Source organism: Kitasatospora sp. NPDC001175, from assembly GCF_053598215.1.
In genome coordinates this window covers 34,780-53,767 of record NZ_JBSFJU010000040.1, presented here as the reverse complement: position 1 = coordinate 53,767, position 18,988 = coordinate 34,780, and the positions used below count along the sequence as shown (strand labels likewise).

The window sequence follows — 18,988 nt, the reverse complement described above, 5'->3', positions numbered from 1 at the left end:
CCGGCCTGGCTGGCCGGCGGGCGGGGCGCGGTGGTGGGCAGCGTGATGGCCCGGGCGGGTCAGGCGCTGGTAAGCGCGGTGAGCTGTTCGCGCTCCTCGTCGGTCAGCTCGGAGCAGGGCAGGCAAGAGCCGAGCGTGCGCAGCGGGAGGCAGTAGTCGTAGGTGACCTGGCACAGCGGGCAGGTCGACCTGGCCCTCATCGCGGCGGCCAGGGCGCGGGCGCGGGCCGGGGTCATCGGCCGTACCGGCTTGGCTCCCGCGACGGAGAAGAGGTGGCCGACACGGGTGCCGCCCCGGCACACAACCTGAGCGGCAACGGCTTGGCCGCCAGGGCGCAGTCCCATCTCGCGCAGCTGGCGGCGGGTGGCCATCCGGCTCTTCTCCGGGCCGAATCTCCACGGGTAGGTGGGGGTCCCGCCGTTCTTCTCGCCGGTCGGGTCGAGGTCGATCGCGCGCACTGCGCTGTCTCCTTCCTGGGTCAGACGGTGGTGGCGGCCCGCTGCTCGAAGTGGTCGGCGAGGTGGCGCAGGATGTCGGTCACGGTGGCGGCCGGGACCCGGCCGTGGACCTCGGCGACGCTGTTCTTGTCGACGGTGATGATCAGCGGGTAGTCGTCGGTGTTGATGACCTTGACGTCGAAGTCGGGCATGGCTGCCTCTCGGTGGTCTGGTCCGGGGGAACGGGTCGGCCGGGACCGCGCGGTCGGTCCCGGCCGAGGTGGGACGGGTCAGCGGTCGTCGTCGCCGTACGGGTCGTCGTCGGCCGGCTCCGGCCGGGCCGCCGGGGTCTCGACGGTGATCTGCGGCTTCACGCGGACCCGGACCGGGACGATCAGCGTCGGGCGCAGCCGCAGGCCGTGGAGGGCGAGGGTGCTGAGCAGCAGCCAGCAGGCGATGGCCAGGGCGGTGGCGACGGGCCGTCCGGTGTCCGGGGTGGCGGCCCAGACCATCGCGGTGGTCGCCGTGCCGTAGCCGACCCACAGGACGCGGAGGCTGGTGAAGCCGATCGCGGCGCCGATGAGCAGCGCCGGTCCGGCGATCTGCCACAGCGCCCATACGGTGGCCGTGTCGGCGGGCAGGCCGGAGTGGGCGGCGAGGTAGTCGTGGACGGGCCGGGTGATGGTGGCGAGGACGCCCTGGTGGTGCTCGCCGACCATGGTGTGCTGCCAGAAGCCGACCGCCAGCGGGGTCAGGCTGCCGACCATGCCGAACGCGAGCGCCAGGGCGGTGAAGTAGGCCGCGGCGCGCAGCCAGGCGGCGGTGGCGTCCCAGCCGCCGAGCAGGGCGGCCTCGATGTCGCGGCCGCGGCGGCGCAGCCAGGGCAGCGCGTACTCGGTGGTGAAGTCGGCGAGCGCGTCCAGGACGCGCTCCAGGCGGCCGTCGGGGGTGGCGGCCGGGTCGTGGGTGAGCTTCACCAGCTGGCCGTACTGCTGCTGGCGGTGCTGCTGGGTGCGGTCGGTGTGCTCGGTGGTCATGGCTGGTGTGCTCCTCAGTGCTGGGCGCCGGTGGGCGCGGGCGTGGGGCTGGCGGTGTGCGCGGGGCGGAGGCCGGGCGGGCAGGCCGGGGTGGCGTCGGCGGCGACGCCGAACTTCACGGCGAGCCAGAACCCGGCGATGACGCCGATGGCGAGCAGGACGAGGTGCCGGTTGCTCTGCCACCAGGTGGGCGGCGGCGGGGGGCCGGTGAGGACACCGATGACGGGCGGGGGAGCGGGCTTGCGCCACAGCGCCAAGGCGGGGCCTTCCTGGGTTCGGGAACGGGAGGGTGGTGCGTGCGGTGCGGGCCGGTCGGCCTGTCCCGACGCCACGGCGCCCGCCCTGCCGGGTCGGCGGGGCGGGCGCGGTGGAGACGAGGCGGAGCGGCCGGATCAGCAGCCGGCGGCCCGGGCGGCGGTGAACCAGGGCCGCAGGTGCGGGTGGCCGCGGAAGGCGTTGGTGCCCTCCTCCTCGATCGCGGTCTCCAGGACGCCGGCCTTGCGGCCGGTGCGCAGGATCCGCTCGATCAGCTCGGCGGTCTCGGGCTGCTGGAGCGCGGCGGGCAGGTCGGTGAGCAGGACCCGCACGGCGGGCTCGGCCTGGTGCAGGCCGGCGGCGAAGGCGGCGTCCTGGCGCTCACGGATGAGGTCGTTGGCGTCCTGCAGCATGGCGAGGGTGGCGTCCACGCCGGGGGCGTGCCGGTCGACGTGGGCGGCCAGGTCGTGGTGGTGCTCGCCGGGGTCGGCCAGCCACACCTTCGAGCCGTCGGTGCGGGAGTCGGCGACCAGGGCGTGGAGGTCGGGGCGGCCGGAGTCGGTGGCGGGCGCGGTGTGGACGGTGTGCTGGGGCTGGTTCACGGGGAACTCCTTGGGGTGAATGGGCTGTGCGGACCCCTGGCGGTGCGTCAGGCTGGTGCCCGCGCAGGGAGAAGAGGGGAGTGTCATGGGGTGGCTTTCGCCGCGTTGGGAGCCGGACTTCACGTTCGACGCCGTGGTGGCGGGCGGGATCGCCTACGACGTGTGGACCGACGAGGACGGCGTCGTGCACCTGGACGAGGACTACGACCCGGACCTGGTGATCGTCCCGGACGGTGTGGTGATTGGGGACTTCGTCTACCCGGCGTACCTGGGCGACGACGGCCGGCTCTACCTCGACGAGGACGACGAGGACTGAGCACCACGCGCACCGTCACTTGACGTTGTTGGTGACGCTGCCCTTCCACCCGGCGGACTGCTTGCCGATGTTGACGTCGGTGTGCCGGTGGAACAGCGCGTTGATCACGGTGCCGTCGCCGGTGGTCGCGGTGGTCATCTTCGACTTGAGCGTGCGGGCCGCCACGAAGGTCACGCCGACGGCGGCCGCGAGGAACAGCGCCGCCGCCCCGAGGAACTTGGCACCTTCGTGGAACCACGGCCCGGCCAGCTGCAGGCCCGCGCCGGCGAGGTAGAGCGCGCCGCCCGCCGCCAGCATCCCCATCGAGGCGATGCCGCCCAGGACCACGCTCTGGCCGACCAGGGGGCTGACGCCCTGCCAGGCCGGGGGCGCGGTGGCGGGGATCGGGTCGGGCTGCTCGGCGGCGTACCGCTGCGCCCGCTCCAGCAGGCTCGGCTCGGGCCCCGGCTGCGCGGGCGCGGTCAGCGGCGGCTGCTCCTGGGTGCGGATCGCGACGAGCTGGCCGGTGGCCGGGTCGAGGGCGGTGATGTAGCCGGGCGGCAGGATCAGGGCGGACTCGGCGGTGGCGGGGTTGGTGTTCATGGCGGCCTCCGTGGCTGCGGTGGGGCGGGCGAGGGGAAGCGGTGCTGCGGCGTCTTCTCCGGTCCTCGCACCGGCGGGCGGGGGCGAGGACCGGGGGAGGCGTCGCGGCGGTCAGACGATGTTGCCGAGCGCGGTGCCGATGCTGGTGATGAGGTTGGAGATGGTCGGCGCGAGGGTGCTGGAGGCCATCAGGAACCCGGCGACGAACGCGACCAGGGCGGCGGCGACGGTGGTGCGGCCCATGCGGACCAGGACGATGGTGAAGACCAGGAAGACCAGGGCGGCGGAGACCGTCATGGGAATGTGCTCCTTCGGGGTTGGGGTGCGGCGGGTGTGGCACAGGCCGCCGCCGGGATGTCCGGCGGCGGCCTGCCGAGTGGTGCGGGGTCAGTCCTCGTAGCCGTCGTAGTCGTCGTAGTCGTGTTCGTTGGTGCGCTCGATGCGGCGCCACACGCCGCGGCTGACCGGCTCGGCCAGGCCCTTGTCGCGCAGGGCGGTGGCGGCGTTGGAGACGCTGTTGGACTCGGCGTCCGGCAGGGCGTCGCGCAGCTCCTTGAGACTCATCGGCCCGTCGGCGAGCAGCTCGTAGACACGGTCCGGCAGGGTGGGGGCCTTCTTCTGGCTCCCACCGCCGGCCTTCTTTTTGCCTCCGCCGCTCTTCGCCTTGGCGAGGGCGGCGAACATCGCCTCCTCCTCGGGCGCCGCGCTGATGCCCTGTTCGGCGAGCAGCGCCTGGAGGACGACGGCCAGGTGCTCGTGGTCGTGGCGCCAGGTGTAGGCCTCGCTGGCGGCCGCGGCCTCGCCGGGGGTGAGGGTGGGCACCTCGCCGTCGCCGAACAGCTCGATCAGGTCGACGTACAGGCCGTCGACCTTGTGCGCGGTGAACGTCCTCATGAACTCCGCGCGGCCGTCGGTGAAGATGTACGCCATCCCGGCCGTCGACTCGCCGTCCTCGTCGTCCTCGCCGTCGAACAGCGCCTCGATCTGGCCGGTCTCGTAGATCCGCGCGGGGATGTTCTCCATCTGGAAGCCAAGCGGCGCGATGCCGTCCAGGCCCATCGACTGGGTGCTGGAGGACAGGGTCCGCATCAGCACGACCATCCCGGACTTGCCCTGCTGGCGGATCGCCTCCTCATCGCCCAAGTCCTTGAGGTGCAGGGACTGAACGGCCAACCTGACGCCGACGCCGACCTTGCGGCCGGTCTTCTGGATGTCGGCGATCAGGTAGGCGGCGATCGCCTTGATGACCTCGTTCGGGTGGGACAGGAGCCGGTTGATCTCGTCCAGGGTCAGGGACAGCAGCCGCCAGGGCTTGCCCAGGGCGAAGTCGCCGCGCTCCTTCGACTCCCGCTCGCGGTACTTCATCACCGCGTGCGCGGCGAGCAGCATCCCGAGGACCTCGTACTCGCCCTTGGCGAACCAGTCGACCTGGCCCTCGGCCTCCGGGAGGCTCTTGCCGCCCTGGAGGTCGCCGACCCAGGAGATGACCCCGGACAGCCGCTCGCCGACCAGCAGGAGCAGCTGCAGCACGCTCTTGCCCGCGCCGGTGGCGCCCGCGGTGATGCCGCGGATCGCGCCGAGCTGCGGGTCCCACAGCCGCACCTTGGAGGGCTTGCCGTCGTGCCGGACCCCGATGGAGATGCGGCCCTTGCCGTCCATCGTCAGGTCCTCGGCCGTCGCCGAGCGCACCTTCATCAGCGGGTTGCGCTTGTAGATGGAGACCAGGCCGTTGCGGACCCCGTCCGTCTCGATCACCAGCCGGGAGACGTCGTCGATGCCCAGTGCCGAGCAGACCTTGCCGTGCGGGAGGAAGATCTCCTTGCCCACCGGGGCCTGGACCTGGGCGACGATCCGGTCCTCCTCGGCACGCCAGCGGGCCAGGGTCACGCCTGGCGCGGCCCCGCCCGCGCCGGAGACCCGCTCCGCCCAGAACGCGGGGAAGTCCGCGGCCTCCGCCATCTCAGTGAGGGTGGGGCGGGCGGTCAGCCGCATCCGGCCCGGCCCGGAGCCGGGCACCGGGCGCAGCCGGATGCTGCCGACCGGCATGTCGAACACGGCCGCCAGCTGCTCGTCGGTGAGGCGGGGCACCTCGCGGCCGGCCTGGGCGACGACGACGGCCTCGAAGTCGGGGCGGCCGGGCAGGTACTGCTCGACGGCGACCAGGCGGGTGCCGGTGGTGCGCTCCGATCGGGCCCAGAGCCAGGCGAGGAAGCCCGGGTAGTCGCTCGGCGCCGGCGGGAGCGTTCCGTCGGGCCCGGCCGGGGCGGGCGGGGTGGGCAGGGCGGCGGGGACCAGGCCCTTGCTGCGGGTGAGGGGCGCGGCCCAGGCCATCAGGGCGCCCCAGGCGGCCGGGACGGCGATCTGCCACCAGGCGAAGCCGCCGTGCAGTTGCTGGACGACGTCGGCGAGGTAGGCGCCGCTGTAGCCCAGGAGCGGGGCGGCACGCTGCGAGGACCGCAGCAGGCCGAGGTAGTCCATGCCGTCCTCGCCCTTGGGCTTGGACTTGGAGTACAGCCACAGGCCGGTGGCGGTCAGCGCGCCGACTCCGCCGAGGACCGCGAACGGGCCGTCGTAGAGCTGGGGGCCGGCCGCGACGGCGGTGGCGGCGGCGAGGTGCCAGCCGCGCTCGCGGCGGACCTGGCGGTGGATCTCGTGGCCCGGGACCACCCGGGGGGTGGCGGGGGTCTGCGTGGTGGTGGCCATCGGGCCCTCTCCTTCTGTGCGAGGGGCCGCACCCCGAGGTTCGGGGTGCGGCCCTGGTGGGTGGTGCGGGGTTGGGTCAGCGGACGCGGTTGAAGCCGGGCTTCGGCTGCCGGTACGGCGAGGCGTTGACGGCCTCGTAGATGCCGCCGTACTCGCGCTGGTGGGCGTCGCGGAAGCCGCGGGCGCCCATCTCCATCTCGTCGGCGCTGGAGGCGAGCTCCCCGGACGCCTTGGCGACGCGGTGCAGGGCCTCGGAGACACCGGCGATCTGGGTGACGAACACCTGGTCGACCTCGGCCTGGTGGCACATCTCCGACAGAGTCGAGGCCTTGGAGGCGTTGCGGCTCATGTGCTGCTGAAGCTGGCGCATTCCCTCCTTGAGGCGCAGCGCCTGGGTGGCGAGGGCGGCGACGCGCCCGGCCAGCGACCGGAACCCGTTGTTGCCGGTGCCGCCGGGGGAGGTGAGTGCTCCGTCGGCGGCGGGGACGATCTCGGTCATGGGCTGGTCCTTCCTCAGTCCTCGTTGTGGATGCGGGCGGACGGCACGGCCAGGCCGGCGTCGGCGGTCGCCTGGGTGATGGGCCGGTAGGCGTCGAACATCGCCTGCTCGGCGACCTCGCTCAGCTCGGCGGCGTTCAGGGAGGTCACCTTCATCTCCTCCGCCTTGCGGGCGACCAGCTCCATCGCCTCCGCCAGGCGGTCCATCGCGGCGGCGGTGACGCGGCCGATCAGGTTGTGCCGGCTGCGCAGGTCGGCGGCCAACTCCTCGAGGGCGGCGCGGATACGCCGGGCGTCCTCCGCGAGGCGGGTGCAGACCTCGTGCGCGGCAAAGCTCTCGACGGTGAGCTGCTCCAGGACCTCCAGGGTGTCGTCGAGGGTGACCTCGGTGGAGTGCTCGCTGGACATGCCCGCGACTGCCGCGCCGCTGCTGCGGCCGGACAGCGAGGAGGACGTCATGCTGCTGGGTTCCTTCCTGTCGGGTGCGGTGGTGCCGGGCCGCTGGGTGTGCGGGGTCGGGGCGGGGCCGACCGCGCGGGCTCCGGTGGTGACCGGCGCCGCCGGGCCGGCGGGGGCGCGGCGCGAGCGGGCCGCGTCACCGGGCCGGTCCTCGCGCTCCACGGTGATGACCTCCTCGCCCGCGCTCGCCATGCCCGCGGACTCCCACGGGGTGCTGCGCCCGCTGTCGGCGGGCCGCCAGGTCTGCCAGAACTGGTCGCCCGGTCCGGCGTGGGCGGCGCGGCGTGCGCGGAACTTCGCGCGGGCTCGGCGGTAGACCCGCTGCCAGCCCCGGACGTTGTGCCCGCCCGGGCCCGAGCCCGGGCCGCGGCCGCGCCCGGTGGTGGCGGAGGCGGCCGGGCCGGTCCCGGCGGGGCCGGTCTTCTTCCCCTTCTTCTTGGCCTTGCGGCGCTGCTTCTTGGAGAGCTTGGAGATCACCGGCTGGTGGTTGCGCATCCGCTTGGCCCAGCGCCGCTCGAACTCCTGCTGGACCGCGCCCTTGAGCGTGTTGGCGCCGGGCGGGGTGGTGCGGTAGCGCTGGTAGGCCTTCATGCAGCGCCGGCAGCGGCAGTCGCAGTCCTGGTAGGCCTCCAGCGTGCCGTGCCGCATCCCGGGCCCGAGCTTCTCCTTGTGGCCCGGCTTGCTGAGCGTGGGGGCCGTCGTCCCGCCCGGTCCGGTGGGGCCGCCGGCCTTGCCGCGCTTCTTGCCCGTCGGCGGGACGGTCCCGCCGCCCTTGCCCTTCGGCGCGGTGCCGCCCGCTGCGCCCGGGCCGGTGCCGCCCGAACCGGACGGCCCGCCCTTGCCCTTCTTCGAGCGCAGCGTGCCCTTCGGTCCGGACGTGCCTTTCGGCGACATCCGGCGCTTGCCGCCGCCACCGGAGGCTCCGCCCGTGCTGCCACCACTGCCGGTGGTTCCGGCGGTGGTGGAGTTGTCGCCGGTCAGCGCGCCCTTGTGCTTGCGGTGCTTGGCGCCCGGGCCGCTCTGTGAGGTGCGGTGCGGGCCCCGGCGCGGGAGCAGGCTCCCGCCGGTGCTGTCGGTCGACCCCGACGAGCGGCCTCCTCCACCGCCGCCGCCCCGGCCGCCGCCGGCACCCAGGCGGTCCTTCACCCGATCCCTGCTGCGGGGCGAAGGGCCGTCAGGGCCGGTGCCACCCCGCCGGTCGCGCCCGGACGGCCCGGGCGTCTCGCTGTTGCGGCGGCGGGGCGGCGCATCCGCTCCGAGCGTGCTGGAGCCTCGGCGCGGGCCCGGACCGCCCGGCGATCCGCCACCGCTCCAGCCGCCGCCACGGCCGCCGCGGGGTCCGGGACCGGGGCCACCGCCTGCACCGCCGCTGCGCGGGCCGGGGCCGCCGGGGGCCCGGTCCCGGCCGAGCATCCGGCGGCCCCACTCTCCCGCGGACTGGAGCGCGCCCCGCCGCCCCTGCCCTTCACCGTCGGCCCGGTCCGGGCCGGTTCGCCGTCCGGTGAGGGCGCCGTGGACACCGCGCATCGCGGCGACGACGACGGCCAGGGCGGCGGCGAAGGACAGGGTGCCCAGCCCCGGCGTCGGGGCCTGGGCGTGCTCGGCGAGGTGGCTCGCCGAGCGGAACGTGTCGGGGACGACGCCAGGTTCGGGCAGCGGCCGGATCGGCACCGGGAGCGCCGGATTCTCCAGTGCGGCGATCGTCTCCAGCGGGGACCGGCGGGGTGTCGGGACGGGCGCCAGCGCCTCCAGCACACCCCCGGCGGGGGCAGCGGAAGGGCCCTGCGGCGGGTCTGCCGCAGGGCCCGGCGGGGGGTCGGCCGGGGGGTTGTCGGGCGGGTCGGCCGGCGGTCCGGCCGGGGTCATCACCGGGAACAGGCGGACGTTGTCGTCGGCCACGGCTCCTCCTTGAAGTTGACAGAGCGTGAGGAATGCGGGACCCTCGCGCGCGCACGTGCGCGCACCTGCGCCCGCCTTGGGGTCCTCATCGGGCTAGCTGGGCGGTGATGATGAGGAAGATGAACTTCACCGCGTGTAGTCGGCGTAGAACTTCGCCAAGACCTTGGCGAGCTCGCCCCAGACCTCGGGACGGCCGGCCATTTCGGCGGTGGAGGCGACCATCCGGCAGGCGTCGTACATGACCGCCGCCTCCTCCTGCTTGGTGGTGGCGGCGGCCTGCCGGCGCGCCCAGTGCTCGGCCCGGTTCTTCGCCCGGCGGGCCATGCTCACTGGCGGCCCTCCTGCCGCGGGAAGAAGTCGTTGACCGTGCGCGGGCCGCGCATCTGCTCGGCTCCGGCGGCCATCGGGAACTGGTGGACCTGGGCGTCCAGGTACTCCCCGCCCTGCCCGGCCGGCAGCGTGCCGTTGACGATGCCGTTGGCCACGCTCCCCGCGAAGTGCGAGATGGTCTTGTCCAGCGACTTCGCGGCCAGCACCGCCGGCCCCTGCTTGGCGGCCTTCTTCTCCGCCTTGCGGGCCTCCGCCAGCTCGCGGCGGGCCGGGAGCTCCAGGACCTGGTTGACGTAGGAGGCGTACAGGGCCTCGGCGCTGGCCGCGGCCTTGCGCGAGTGCTTCTCCATCGAGCGGATCTTCCGGCCGACCTTCCAGGCCCGGATCCGGGCCGAGAAGGCCCGGTCTCCGTCGATCTCGGTCTGCTCCAGGCGGCGGCTGATGATGTCGGCGAGCTGCCCGTACTGGCTGGCGTCGCTCATGTGCTGGTCGCGCTGGGCGTCCGTGAAGGCGCGCATCCCAGCGTCCGTGAAGAGGTTGTTGATGTCCATGGCGTCCCTCTGATCTGCGGTTTCGCGGGCGGGGAAGGGTCGGTCGGGGGTGGTGCGGGCGTCGGGTCGGCGCCTTCCGAGCGCCCCAGTCCGGCCCGGAGTGCGGGCCGTGCTGGGGCGCAGGCGAGCCGCCGATCGGCTCTGTGCGGGTGGGTCACGCCGCGTTCGGCATGTCGTCACGACCACCGGCGGCCCCGTTACGGCGGTCGGCGAGGATCTGACGGGCGCGGTCACGGCGGTCCTGGCGGGTGCCGCCGGTGACGCCGAGCGCACGCTCGATGTAGCTGAGCGTCACCTTCTCCTCGCCGAACCTCTCGATCAGGTCGGCGACGATCAGCGCCTGGCGCTCGGCCGGGCTACGGGTGGCGGACTCGTGGGCTACGGCCGCCGCCTCCAGGGCTACGGCCATCTCCCGCTCCAACTCGGCGGCCTCGGCCTCGGCCAGCGCAGCGAGGCGCTTGTCCTCGGCCGCGCGGCGCTCGGCCTCGGCCTCGGTCACGACCGCCTTGGCCCGAGTTACGGACGCGGCCTCCAGGGCTACGGCCGCCTCCCGCTCCGCCTCCGCCTTCTTACGGGTGGCCTCGGCGGCGGCCTGCTCGGCCTCCGCCTTCGCCTTGGCGAGGCGGGCCTGCTCGGCGTCGGCCAGGGCCTGCCGGCGGGCCTGCTCGGCCGCCGCCTCGGCCTTGCGACGGTTGGTCTCCAGATCGGCCAGGCGGCCATCCTCGGCTGCCTGCCGCTCCAGCTTGTCGCGCTCGATCTGCGCCTTGAGCTGCGCCTCTTCGGCACGAGCGCGGATCTCGGCCGCCTCGGCCTCCGCCTGGGCGGTGGCCTTCGCGGCCTCGGCTGCGGCCTCGGCGCGCAGCCGGTCGGCCTCCGCATCGGCCTTCGCCTGCTGGAGCTGGAGGGCCAGTTCGTGGTTCCGTACCACCGCGTCGGCGGCCGTACGGGCTTCCTGCTCGGCCCTGATCCGCTCGGCCTCGGCGAGCAGCCGCTCCGCTTCGGCGCGGGCTTTGGCGGAGTCGATGGCGGCCTGGCGTTCGACCGCGGCGAGGGCTTCCGTAGCCTCCTCCTCGGCCATCCGTAGGGCCAGCGCCCGCGTCCGTACCTCGGCCTCGTGCTTCCGTACGGCGTCCTTCTCGGTGCGCCGGGCGGGCTCACTGAGGGCGTCCTCGACCGTGACGCCGTACTTGGCGAGCGTGATGGGCATCAGCTCCGGCCGTGAGGCCGCCTTCCGCCACTTCTTACCGTGACGCTGGGTGAGCAGCTCGGCGTACACCTGACGGCTCTTCTCCAGCTCCAGCGCCTGGGTGTAGGAGGTGATCTCCCACAACTTCATCTGCCGGGCGATCTGCGCGGTGGCGATCGGGGAGAGCAGCCAGCGCGACGGGCGGATGCCGTCCATCCGCACCCGGCCGCGCAGGCGGCCGATGTGACCGGCGTACAGGTGAGCGGCGATCTCCGAGAACACCACCCACAGGGCCGCGAGGCCGGCGTGCCCTGCGGCGGCGGTCCCGGAGGCGCCGGCCTGCCAGTTCAGCCAGATCGTCAGCCCGGTGAGCGCGCGCGGCACCCACTTCACCCAGGCCGCCTCCCGCTCCCAGCGGATCAGCAGCAGGTTGACGATGCTGAACGCCAGGATCGCCAGGTCAACCGCGACCGGGAGCATCCACGGCTCTTCCCAGCCCCAGCCGCCCTCGGCGACCGGCAGCGCGGCCTTGGCCTCGACCGCCTTGTAGGAGGCGACCAGGCCGATGGTGGAGACGCCGACCGCCAGCGCCGCGCCGGCGCCCGCGAGCCACTTCTCCCACGTCGCCAGCACGATCCGCTGCGCCACCGGCGCCTGGTCGTCCTTCACGTACACGCTGTCGCTCACCGGAGCGCCCCTTCCTTCTTCTTCGTGGTGGTGGTGATGGTCAGCATCGGGTTGTTCCTTCCGGTCCGGTGCGGTGGCGGGTCAGGCCGTGCGGGCGCGGGTGCGGGCGTTGCGGCGCTTGATCGAGCGCCTCTCGTCCTCGCTGAGCCCGCCCCAGACGCCGTGGTCCTCGCCGGTGGCCAGCGCCCGCTCGCGGCATTCGGTCAGCAGGGGGCAGCGGCGGCAGACCGCCTTGGCCTCCTCGATCTGGAGCAGGGCGGGGCCGGTGTTGCCGATCGGGAAGAACAGCTCGGGGTCCTCGTCGCGGCACACCGCGCGGCTGTAGTCCATGACGTCGTTCTCCTTCTTCTCTGTGCGGTCGGTGTGCTCAGGCGTTCTGGGGGAGCCGGGCGGTGAGGGCGAGCTGGTGGAGCGCGGCGACGGTGGCGGGGTGGGCGGCCTCGTCCAGGACGTGGCGCTGCTCGAGGAGCGCGCCGCCCTCGGCCGGGCGGGCCAGGGTGTGCTCGGCCCAGAACTTGAGGGCCTGCTCGCCGGGCTCGGCGACGATCTGGTCGCGCTCGTCCCAGGCGGTGCAGTGCCAGCGGGAGGTGCTCTCGCCGAGCGTGCGAACGGTGATCTTCCACGTCGGCCACTGCGGGCGGGGGCCGGACTCGATGGCCAGGACCTCGTAGACGACGTCGGAGTAGGCGCTGCGGTAGAACCCGCCGACGGCGCGCGGGCCGATCTGGCGGGCGACCCACCGGCGGTAGCTGGCGGCGTCGTAGTAGGCGCGGCGGGCGGGGGAGGAGTTGCGGGCGCGGTGCTTCATCAGGTGGCCTCCGGCCGGGAGCGTCGAGGGGCGCCCGCTGCGCCCCGGGCCAAGGTCCGGGGCGCAGCGGGCGTGGGTGGGGGTTGGTCAGCCGGCTGCCGGGATGCGGCAGCGGATGCGCTTGCCGATCGCGGAGGGCTGGACGGTCCAGCCGGGGGCGAGGACGTCGAGGAGGACCAGGCCGCGGCCGGACTCCGCCTCGGCGCTGTCCGGGTCGGTCTCCGCGCGGCGGGGGCCGGTGCCGGTCAGCGGGTCGTGGACGGTGACGACCGCGTCCGTCTCGGCGCGGTGGACCTCCACGACCAGCGGGGCGTGCGGGCCGCAGGCCCGGACCGCGTTGCCGATCAGCTCGGAGAGGACCAGCTGCGCGGACTCGGCGGTCTCCAGGTCGACGCCGTGGGCGAGAAGGACGGTGAGGGCCAGGGCGCGGACGGTCTGCACGGTGTCGCGGTCGGCCGTCAGGTGGGCGGTGATCCCGCCGAGCCGGTTGGCCAGGTACAGGCCGGGGCGCGGTGCGGGGAGCATCGGCTCCTGGCCGGTGAGGCCGGGCGCGGTGCCGGTGCCGAAGGTGGTCGTGGTCATCACTTGCCGCCCTTCGGCTTGGTGGGCGCGGGCGGGACGGGCGTTCCCCCGCCGATGTAGCTGCGGCAGACCGCGCGGTCGGTGGCCTTCACCTCTTGCCTCCGCCCTGGCGGGCGCGGCGCAGGGCCTCGTCCATGTTCGGGTCGCTGTCGCCGTCGGCGCGGGCGGGTCGTGCAATGATGTTGTTCAGCAAGGTCGTTGCCTCCTACATAGGCGCGACGATGACGGCCCCGGGATTGCCCTCCCGGGGCCGTCGGCATGTGGTGGGCGGCTCCTGCCGTCCCCCCGCCGTCTCCGCACCCAGGTCGAGGGCGGAGGCGACGGGCAAGCTCGCAGAAGCGGTGCGGTCAGGCAGCGACGAGGACGGCCGGCTGGCGGGGCCGGTAGCGGGGGCCGGAGCGCAGCGGGCTCGCGGCGGCGACCAGCCTGTCCTCGGTCGGGGTACGCCGCTGGTCGACGGTGGCGGTGCCGGCCGGGCGGGGCTCCGGTGTGGTGAGCGCCCGGATGAGCAGCGGGAGCAGCTCGCGGGAGATGGTGGCGTAGCGCACTGGGAACCTCCAGAGATGCGAAGCGGCGGCCCGGAGTTCCGGGCCGCCGCGGGCTGGTGAGTGCTGTTCAGTTCTGGGACCGGGCCGGGCCCGGGGTGGTGCTGGTCAGGCCGCGCTGCGCCTCAGCGGGCTCGCCTCGCGGATCGCCTTCGCGGTGCGGGTCTGCGCGAGCGCCCGGGACTCCTCCCGCGTGTTGCGTTCCTCGCTCGGAAGGTCGGGGCCGTACACCCGGCGGCGGGTGTCAGCATGTCCAGCGGCAACCTCGACTCGACGCACCATGTCGTTGAAGTGGGCCGCCGGGACACGCTCGCCCCACTGCTTCTTGCGGCGCTGCAGCTGCTGCTTGGCCTGCTGGCGCTCGGCGAGTCGCTGCTCCTGCTCGGTGTGCGCCTGGGCCGCGCGCCGCTCGGGCTCCTGGCCCAGCAGCTGCAGGTAGGTGGCGAACAGGCGCCCGCCGTCGGTGCAGTATTCGCGGCCGGTGCAGCCGGCGCAGCGGGACCGGTGCGTCTCGTACTTCGCACGGGCCGAGTTTGCGGTGGGCGGCGCGGGGTTGAGCTGGTGAAGCGCGACCGGCTGCGGGGCCTTTACCTTTTTCAGCACGGTGGTCGGCCGGCGGGAGGTGGTCTCCTTGGCTGCGTCGGCCCAGCGGTCCTGCCATTCGGCGATCGTCAGGTCCAGGAGGACCCGTCGGTTGCTGCCGGAGCAGCGGCGGGCGCCGGGGGTGCCGGCGCGCTCGGTGTGGTGAGGGACCAACTTCGGAGTGCTGCCCTTGGCGCCGGTGATGGGGCACCAGGTGGTGCAGTCCGGGCACCGCAGGTGCTCGGTGCCGGGCAGCAGGTCGATGTCGTTGGGCAGCAGGGTCGAGACGGCGAGCGCCGGCCTGGAGGAGACGGTCGTGGTGCGGGTCCGGCGCCGACGCTGCTGGGCGACGGGGGCCTGAATCGAGGTGGTCATCAAGGGCTCCTCGGGTGCGGAGTTGAGATGGGGGCCGCGTCGCGGTGCTCTCTCCGCTCGCCAGGCCGCACGGAAGACCCGGCGCCCTGGTGAGCGGACAACGCATCAGCGCTGCGTGGTGCGAGCCGAGGGATTTGGTGGAGCTATCACCTGGCTGCGATGGAGCGATGGCATGCCGAATAAGCCCTGTACGGGAGTCATTCGGGGGCCTTGGAGAGCCGCTAGGCGGCCTCCTGATTTCACTAGTGAACAGGTTCGGGGCTTGACCGTCAAGGGCTTCGCTAGTGAAATTGCTTCAGCGGCGGCCTTGGGTGCTTCACCCATGACTGTTCGTCAATCAGGATCCACAGAGCCCTGGGTGGGCGCGAGCCTCCCGTGTGGCACTGCTGTGGAACCGAGCAAGGCCCACACCAGTGGGAAGAGACGGGGAGGTGGCCGTGGACACGGCGATCCGGTGGACCGGCCAGAGGGCACGGCTTCTCCAGGAGACGCTCGGGCTTTCGATCCGCGAGTTCGCGAGGAAGCTGGGAGTGGACCCCCGCACCGTCACCAAGTGGCGGAAGCATGGGGATAGCCTCACCTGCAACGATGAGATGCAAGAGGTGTTGAGCCGGGCTCTGGAACTGGCGTCCGAGGAGCAGCGCGAGACCTTCTACACCAGGCTGGCCAGCCAGCCAGTCGGCACTGCCGCGGAGGCTGAGCAGCACGCCGGACCGTTCGTGGTGGTGTCGCACAAGTTCATCCCGGTCTATGTGGGATCACAGCTCCAGGCCGTGTTCGAGAAGGCGTTGCCCCACCCGGAAGGGCCTGGTGGCTTGGAGCAGCGAGTCCTGCCGCTGGAACACCCGGTAGGGGGTTCCGCGACCGCGCACCTGCTGGCGTGCGGCGTGGCCGTGGTTCACCTGGCGGAGGAGCTGATGCTCGAGAGCATCACCCAGCTCGCTCTCTGGCGGTACCGCACCTATCCGACGGATCGAGCATGGGCTGGCGCCGGCCTTAACGCTCTCCTGGAAGCCGCGGTCCCCGGCCAGCCCAAGATCGAGGATCCGCAGTACGTCCTGTCGGTCTACGAGCTCCGCGAACACAGCTGGCCGCCGTCAACGCTTCCGACGGCACTGCACCTCCTCACGACTCCTTCTGTACTGGTCAATCGGCAGAACCCTGAAGCCGTCGAGCCCATCGGCCCCCACGTGGAGACGAAGAAGTTCACCTCGGCCTGGACCCACCCCGATGTCGTTGCCTTCCATGGCGGCTCATCGCCAGGCCTCGCCGGCTGGTCCGGCGTCACCTACCACCCTCAGCCTGACGAACGCGCCCTGACGGTGCGCGAGATCGTCGCGCTGGAGGTTGACGTCCAGGGCCTGTGGGCGCTCTCCTCTCGGGTCCTCGACTCCATCGAGGACGGAGAGGATCCGGTCATGCCAGAGGAGTACGGCTGGCGCTACCTAAGGGGCGCGTACTCTCGGCTTCGAGCGTCCCGCCCGGCCGAAACCGCACAACACCGGGCCATGCGAGAGGCGGTCTTGAGCACGAGCGATCTGCCCGACCGCCTCCGCGACGCCCAGGAGGCCCTCCGAGACAGTCGTGTGTGAGCAGGCGAGAGAGGCAGAGATGGACCCTCGAACCACGGCATTGATCGTCATCGACGTACAGCAAGGCTTCATCAACGCGCACAGCGCTGGAGCGGTCCCGGTGATCGTCCACATGGTCGAAGCGTGGAAGTCGGCGGGGGCCCCCGTCGTGTACGCCCGCTTCCAGAACCTGCCGAACTCTCCCTACGAGAAGATCAGCGGGTGGACGCGGCTGCGGACGCCGGAAGAGCAGGCAATCGTGGCGGAACTCCAGCCGCATCTCGGGGACGCAGCCGCAGTGATCGACAAGGGGACTTCCTCCGTCTTCGCCAACGGCGCGGGACTTGCCCTGGCGGAGGCCGGCTGGACCGACCTGGTCTTCGTGGGCATCGACACGGACTCGTGCGTCTACGACAGCGCCATCGACGCCTATCACTCCGGCTTCCGCCCGTGGATCGCCGTCGACGCCTGCGCATCAAGCGGTGGCGAGGAGTACCACTCGGCGGCGTTGTTGCTGGCCCGCCGCAACATCGGCAGCGCTCAGCTCATCACAAGTCACGATGCCATCGCGCGTCTGACCAGCACCGAAAGGGCCTACTCGTGAGCACTGCGTTCGGCGACCCTGATCTTGTCATCGTCGGCGGCGGGCCGGCTGGGTGCGCAGCGGCGCTGATGGCGGCCAGCCTGGGCCTACGCTCGGTGCTAATCGAGAGCAACGACATCGGCGGCCGGCTGCACGTCATCGGGGCGCTCTCGAACGTGCCCGGTGACTGGACCGATGGGCCGTCGCTCGCCAAGGCGCTTGCCCGGGATATACAGCGGATCCAGGGATCAGGGCACTGCACAGTCATCACGGGCCGCGCGGTCGCGGTATCCGCCGACAGCCAGTCGGCCAGCGTCACTCTGGCCGACGGTTCTGCGGTCACAGGGAACGCAGTGATCGCCGCTACGGGCGTCGCGTCCATCGCTCCGGCAGAGGCCGGCTGGATCTCCGCGCCAGCCGGCCTGGACCCGGCGCCGCTGTGGCGAGCCCGGCCCGCCGACCTGAAAGGCCGCACGTGTGTCCTCGGCGGTGACCGGCCGTTGGGCACCTGGCTGCGCGCCCATCCGGACGTCCAGCGCCAGCTCTTGGTCGTCCATCCCGCCACCGACGACTACAAGGTCGCTGAAGTGCAGCAGGACTCCCGCGTCCAGCTGCGCCGCGCTCGCCACGCCGCGCTCACCCCTGCTCCCGGCGGCGGCTACATCGTCGAGGTCGAAGGCGTGGACGGCTCGGCCACTGCCTACGCCTGCGACACGCTGCTGACGAACATCGGCAACCGGCCCGCCGCACTCCCCGGCCTGACTGCAGGCGAGGACGGCTACTGCCCGTCCGAGTCACAGGGGCCGTTCATCACGACGGCCGGTGACCTGCGGTCGGCCCGGTTCCAACGAATCGTCACCGCCCAGGGTTCGGGCGCTCAAGCCGTTCTGAGCTGCTACTACTCGACTGCGGTGCGGGCCACGGCGTAGCCGGGGTGGGCCTGATGCGAGTTCCACACCGAGTTCCACAGAGCCACCTGGAAGTCCAGGCGATGTCGGCACCAAGCTGGCTCTCGGGAACATCAGGCCCCCTCCCCGCAGACTTCGCTAGTGAAATCGGGTACTCTCCTCGCATGACTGCTGCTCGTGATCATCGGCGCCCAGGCGCAGCCGACATCGCGCAAGACCTGCGCGAGAAGATCGACTCCGGCGAACTGGGGCCCGGCGACCGCCTCCCGCTCACGCGGGAGCTGACGAAGCAGTACGGCGTCACAGGCGAAACGGTGCGGCAGGCAATCATCAAGCTCAAGGCCGCTGGCCTGGTCAGGTCCGTTCAAGGCTCTGGCGTGTACGTCCGCGAGTGGCGGCCGCTGGTCTACCGACCGCAGAGCGAATTCCGGCGCAAGCCGCCAGCCGTCGACATCTTTACGAACCTGCTCCAGACCGAGGGACGGGACGGCACGCAGACCATCGAAGTAGGCGTCGAGCTACCGGACGAGGCCGTACGGCAGCGACTGCAGCTCGCGCCGGGCGAGCCCGTCGCGTTCCGCCGGCGGACGAGCCTCGTCGACGACATGCCCTTCGCCACCGACGACTCCTACGTTCCCCATCGGATCGTTGAGGGCTCGGAGTGGATGACGCCAGGCAGCGTCGATCGCGGCACCAACCAGGTTCTGGCCGAGCTCGGCCATGAACTGGTCGAAGCCCTCGACGAGATCTACCCGCGGATGCCTCGGCCCGCCGAGCTTGAACGGCTTGCCCTCCCGCCCGGCACCCCCATGGCCGAGCTGATCAGCACCGGGCACGACCGCGAAGGAAAGCCCATCCAGGTGACGATCTGTCTGCTGCCTGGGGACCGCCACGTGGTTGTCTACGAGCGGCACAGGCGCACCGAGGAAGACTCGGAGGCCGCAGAGTGATCATCACGCACGCCGAGATCAGGGACCTGGCCCGACTGACGCAGTTCCGCATCGACGCTGCGGAGTGGCTGGCCGCGCTCGGCAGCGACCAGTGGTCGACGCCCTTTCCGAGCGAGCACATAGCGCAGAGCATCCTGTCCGGCGAGGTCTTCGTCGTGCGGGAGTCGGCAGATGCCGATGACATCGCGGCGACCATCACGCTCGACGGCGCGGCCGACCCCCTCCTCTGGACGCCTCAGGAGCGCCAGGACAAAGCGCTGTACGTCCACAAACTCACGGTCGACAGGAAGTTCGCCGGCCTGGACCTCGGGAATCGACTCCTGGACTGGGCTGGTGATCGAGCAGCGCGCCACGGAGCGCAGTGGCTGCGGTTGGACGCCTGGACCAGCAACATCCGGCTCCAGCAGTACTACACGGAGCGGGGCTTCCAGCACGTACGCACGGTTCACGACCCCGAGGTCGGAGGGTCGGGCTGGGTAGCTCAGCGCCCCGCCGCCCCGGCGGAGCACGGTCTCGACGACCAGGCAGTCGAGTAGGAGCGA

Annotated in this window: 24 protein-coding genes; 6 read left to right on the top strand and 18 right to left on the bottom strand. The window is 72.6% G+C overall.

Annotated elements, in window-relative coordinates:
• Positions 1-59 precede the first annotated feature (59 nt).
• The 5 genes from ACWDAK_RS25790 to ACWDAK_RS25770 all read right to left on the bottom strand — a co-directional run bounded on the left by ACWDAK_RS25790 (position 60) and on the right by ACWDAK_RS25770 (position 2,331).
• Positions 60-458 carry an RRQRL motif-containing zinc-binding protein gene (locus tag ACWDAK_RS25790; RefSeq protein ID WP_427394747.1) on the bottom strand — a complete coding sequence of 133 codons (399 nt, stop codon included), beginning with the start codon at positions 456-458 and terminating at the stop codon, positions 60-62.
• A 20-nt stretch (positions 459-478) separates the two neighbouring features.
• Entirely contained in the window at positions 479-649 is a 171-nt protein-coding gene (locus ACWDAK_RS25785; protein WP_427394748.1) for a hypothetical protein, read from the bottom strand.
• Between the two features lie 78 nt (positions 650-727).
• Positions 728-1,474: a hypothetical protein gene (locus tag ACWDAK_RS25780; protein WP_427394749.1), complete on the bottom strand. Its 747-nt coding sequence runs from the start codon at positions 1,472-1,474 to the stop codon at positions 728-730.
• Positions 1,475-1,488: 14 nt separating this feature from the next.
• Positions 1,489-1,731: a hypothetical protein gene (locus ACWDAK_RS25775; protein ID WP_427394750.1), complete on the bottom strand. Its 243-nt coding sequence runs from the start codon at positions 1,729-1,731 to the stop codon at positions 1,489-1,491.
• Positions 1,732-1,866: 135 nt separating this feature from the next.
• Positions 1,867-2,331 (bottom strand): hypothetical protein, encoded by a 465-nt coding sequence (locus ACWDAK_RS25770; protein ID WP_427394751.1) that lies wholly within the window; start codon positions 2,329-2,331, stop codon positions 1,867-1,869.
• An 85-nt stretch (positions 2,332-2,416) separates the two neighbouring features.
• Here ACWDAK_RS25770 and ACWDAK_RS25765 point away from each other — a divergent pair, with 85 nt between their 5' ends.
• A complete protein-coding gene (locus ACWDAK_RS25765) occupies positions 2,417-2,647 on the top strand; it encodes a hypothetical protein (RefSeq protein ID WP_427394752.1) in 231 nt (76 codons plus the stop codon).
• 15 nt (positions 2,648-2,662) lie between these two features.
• On the opposite strand, the gene ACWDAK_RS25760 is transcribed toward ACWDAK_RS25765, so the two are convergent.
• From ACWDAK_RS25760 to ACWDAK_RS25700, 13 genes are all read right to left on the bottom strand, one after another.
• Positions 2,663-3,229, bottom strand: coding sequence for a hypothetical protein (locus tag ACWDAK_RS25760; protein ID WP_427394753.1), 567 nt, complete (start codon positions 3,227-3,229; stop codon positions 2,663-2,665).
• Positions 3,230-3,340: 111 nt separating this feature from the next.
• Positions 3,341-3,526, bottom strand: a complete 186-nt coding sequence (locus tag ACWDAK_RS25755) for a hypothetical protein (protein WP_427394754.1) — start codon at positions 3,524-3,526, stop codon at positions 3,341-3,343.
• 90 nt (positions 3,527-3,616) lie between these two features.
• Positions 3,617-5,932 (bottom strand): hypothetical protein, encoded by a 2,316-nt coding sequence (locus tag ACWDAK_RS25750; RefSeq protein WP_427394755.1) that lies wholly within the window; start codon positions 5,930-5,932, stop codon positions 3,617-3,619.
• Positions 5,933-6,008: 76 nt separating this feature from the next.
• Positions 6,009-6,431 (bottom strand): conjugal transfer protein TraB, encoded by a 423-nt coding sequence (locus tag ACWDAK_RS25745; RefSeq protein WP_427394756.1) that lies wholly within the window; start codon positions 6,429-6,431, stop codon positions 6,009-6,011.
• Between the two features lie 14 nt (positions 6,432-6,445).
• Complete coding sequence (locus tag ACWDAK_RS25740) at positions 6,446-8,788, bottom strand: hypothetical protein (RefSeq protein ID WP_427394757.1); 2,343 nt, start codon at positions 8,786-8,788, stop codon at positions 6,446-6,448.
• A 126-nt stretch (positions 8,789-8,914) separates the two neighbouring features.
• The gene (locus ACWDAK_RS25735; protein WP_427394758.1) at positions 8,915-9,118 is read right to left on the bottom strand and encodes a hypothetical protein; all 204 of its coding nucleotides are present in this window, start codon (positions 9,116-9,118) and stop codon (positions 8,915-8,917) included.
• Entirely contained in the window at positions 9,115-9,669 is a 555-nt protein-coding gene (locus tag ACWDAK_RS25730; RefSeq protein ID WP_427394759.1) for a hypothetical protein, read from the bottom strand. Before ACWDAK_RS25730 ends, ACWDAK_RS25735 begins: the two co-directional genes overlap by 4 nt.
• A 154-nt stretch (positions 9,670-9,823) precedes the next feature.
• Entirely contained in the window at positions 9,824-11,542 is a 1,719-nt protein-coding gene (locus tag ACWDAK_RS25725) for a DUF2637 domain-containing protein (RefSeq protein WP_427394760.1), read from the bottom strand.
• An 81-nt stretch (positions 11,543-11,623) separates the two neighbouring features.
• Positions 11,624-11,872, bottom strand: a complete 249-nt coding sequence (locus ACWDAK_RS25720; RefSeq protein WP_427394761.1) for a WhiB family transcriptional regulator — start codon at positions 11,870-11,872, stop codon at positions 11,624-11,626.
• 37 nt (positions 11,873-11,909) lie between these two features.
• Positions 11,910-12,350, bottom strand: coding sequence for a hypothetical protein (locus ACWDAK_RS25715; protein WP_427394762.1), 441 nt, complete (start codon positions 12,348-12,350; stop codon positions 11,910-11,912).
• Between the two features lie 87 nt (positions 12,351-12,437).
• Entirely contained in the window at positions 12,438-12,932 is a 495-nt protein-coding gene (locus tag ACWDAK_RS25710; RefSeq protein WP_427394763.1) for an ATP-binding protein, read from the bottom strand.
• A gap of 347 nt (positions 12,933-13,279) precedes the next feature.
• On the bottom strand, positions 13,280-13,480 hold the full coding sequence (locus ACWDAK_RS25705) for a hypothetical protein (protein WP_427394764.1): 201 nt from the start codon (positions 13,478-13,480) through the stop codon (positions 13,280-13,282).
• 105 nt (positions 13,481-13,585) lie between these two features.
• Positions 13,586-14,434 carry a hypothetical protein gene (locus tag ACWDAK_RS25700; protein ID WP_427394765.1) on the bottom strand — a complete coding sequence of 283 codons (849 nt, stop codon included), beginning with the start codon at positions 14,432-14,434 and terminating at the stop codon, positions 13,586-13,588.
• A 437-nt stretch (positions 14,435-14,871) separates the two neighbouring features.
• On the opposite strand from ACWDAK_RS25700, the gene ACWDAK_RS25695 reads away from it, so the two are divergent.
• From ACWDAK_RS25695 to ACWDAK_RS25675, 5 genes are all read left to right on the top strand, one after another.
• Positions 14,872-16,026, top strand: coding sequence for a helix-turn-helix domain-containing protein (locus tag ACWDAK_RS25695; protein ID WP_427394766.1), 1,155 nt, complete (start codon positions 14,872-14,874; stop codon positions 16,024-16,026).
• 19 nt (positions 16,027-16,045) lie between these two features.
• Positions 16,046-16,609 carry an isochorismatase family cysteine hydrolase gene (locus tag ACWDAK_RS25690; RefSeq protein ID WP_427394767.1) on the top strand — a complete coding sequence of 188 codons (564 nt, stop codon included), beginning with the start codon at positions 16,046-16,048 and terminating at the stop codon, positions 16,607-16,609.
• Complete coding sequence (locus ACWDAK_RS25685; protein ID WP_427394768.1) at positions 16,606-17,517, top strand: FAD-dependent oxidoreductase; 912 nt, start codon at positions 16,606-16,608, stop codon at positions 17,515-17,517. Before ACWDAK_RS25690 ends, ACWDAK_RS25685 begins: the two co-directional genes overlap by 4 nt.
• Before the next feature lie 143 nt (positions 17,518-17,660).
• Positions 17,661-18,446, top strand: a complete 786-nt coding sequence (locus ACWDAK_RS25680) for a GntR family transcriptional regulator (protein WP_427394769.1) — start codon at positions 17,661-17,663, stop codon at positions 18,444-18,446.
• Positions 18,443-18,982, top strand: coding sequence for a GNAT family N-acetyltransferase (locus tag ACWDAK_RS25675; protein ID WP_427394770.1), 540 nt, complete (start codon positions 18,443-18,445; stop codon positions 18,980-18,982). Before ACWDAK_RS25680 ends, ACWDAK_RS25675 begins: the two co-directional genes overlap by 4 nt.
• The last annotated feature ends 6 nt before the right edge of the window (positions 18,983-18,988 follow it).

Coding starts and splice junctions, on each gene's coding strand:
- ACWDAK_RS25785 (WP_427394748.1), bottom strand. CDS start 649: ATGCCCGACTTCGACGTCAAGGTCATCAACACCGACGACTACCCGCTG.
- ACWDAK_RS25780 (WP_427394749.1), bottom strand. CDS start 1,474: ATGACCACCGAGCACACCGACCGCACCCAGCAGCACCGCCAGCAGCAG.
- ACWDAK_RS25765 (WP_427394752.1), top strand. CDS start 2,417: ATGGGGTGGCTTTCGCCGCGTTGGGAGCCGGACTTCACGTTCGACGCC.
- ACWDAK_RS25760 (WP_427394753.1), bottom strand. CDS start 3,229: ATGAACACCAACCCCGCCACCGCCGAGTCCGCCCTGATCCTGCCGCCC.
- ACWDAK_RS25755 (WP_427394754.1), bottom strand. CDS start 3,526: ATGACGGTCTCCGCCGCCCTGGTCTTCCTGGTCTTCACCATCGTCCTG.
- ACWDAK_RS25750 (WP_427394755.1), bottom strand. CDS start 5,932: ATGGCCACCACCACGCAGACCCCCGCCACCCCCCGGGTGGTCCCGGGC.
- ACWDAK_RS25745 (WP_427394756.1), bottom strand. CDS start 6,431: ATGACCGAGATCGTCCCCGCCGCCGACGGAGCACTCACCTCCCCCGGC.
- ACWDAK_RS25730 (WP_427394759.1), bottom strand. CDS start 9,669: ATGGACATCAACAACCTCTTCACGGACGCTGGGATGCGCGCCTTCACG.
- ACWDAK_RS25720 (WP_427394761.1), bottom strand. CDS start 11,872: ATGGACTACAGCCGCGCGGTGTGCCGCGACGAGGACCCCGAGCTGTTC.
- ACWDAK_RS25715 (WP_427394762.1), bottom strand. CDS start 12,350: ATGAAGCACCGCGCCCGCAACTCCTCCCCCGCCCGCCGCGCCTACTAC.
- ACWDAK_RS25710 (WP_427394763.1), bottom strand. CDS start 12,932: ATGACCACGACCACCTTCGGCACCGGCACCGCGCCCGGCCTCACCGGC.
- ACWDAK_RS25700 (WP_427394765.1), bottom strand. CDS start 14,434: ATGACCACCTCGATTCAGGCCCCCGTCGCCCAGCAGCGTCGGCGCCGG.
- ACWDAK_RS25690 (WP_427394767.1), top strand. CDS start 16,046: ATGGACCCTCGAACCACGGCATTGATCGTCATCGACGTACAGCAAGGC.
- ACWDAK_RS25680 (WP_427394769.1), top strand. CDS start 17,661: ATGACTGCTGCTCGTGATCATCGGCGCCCAGGCGCAGCCGACATCGCG.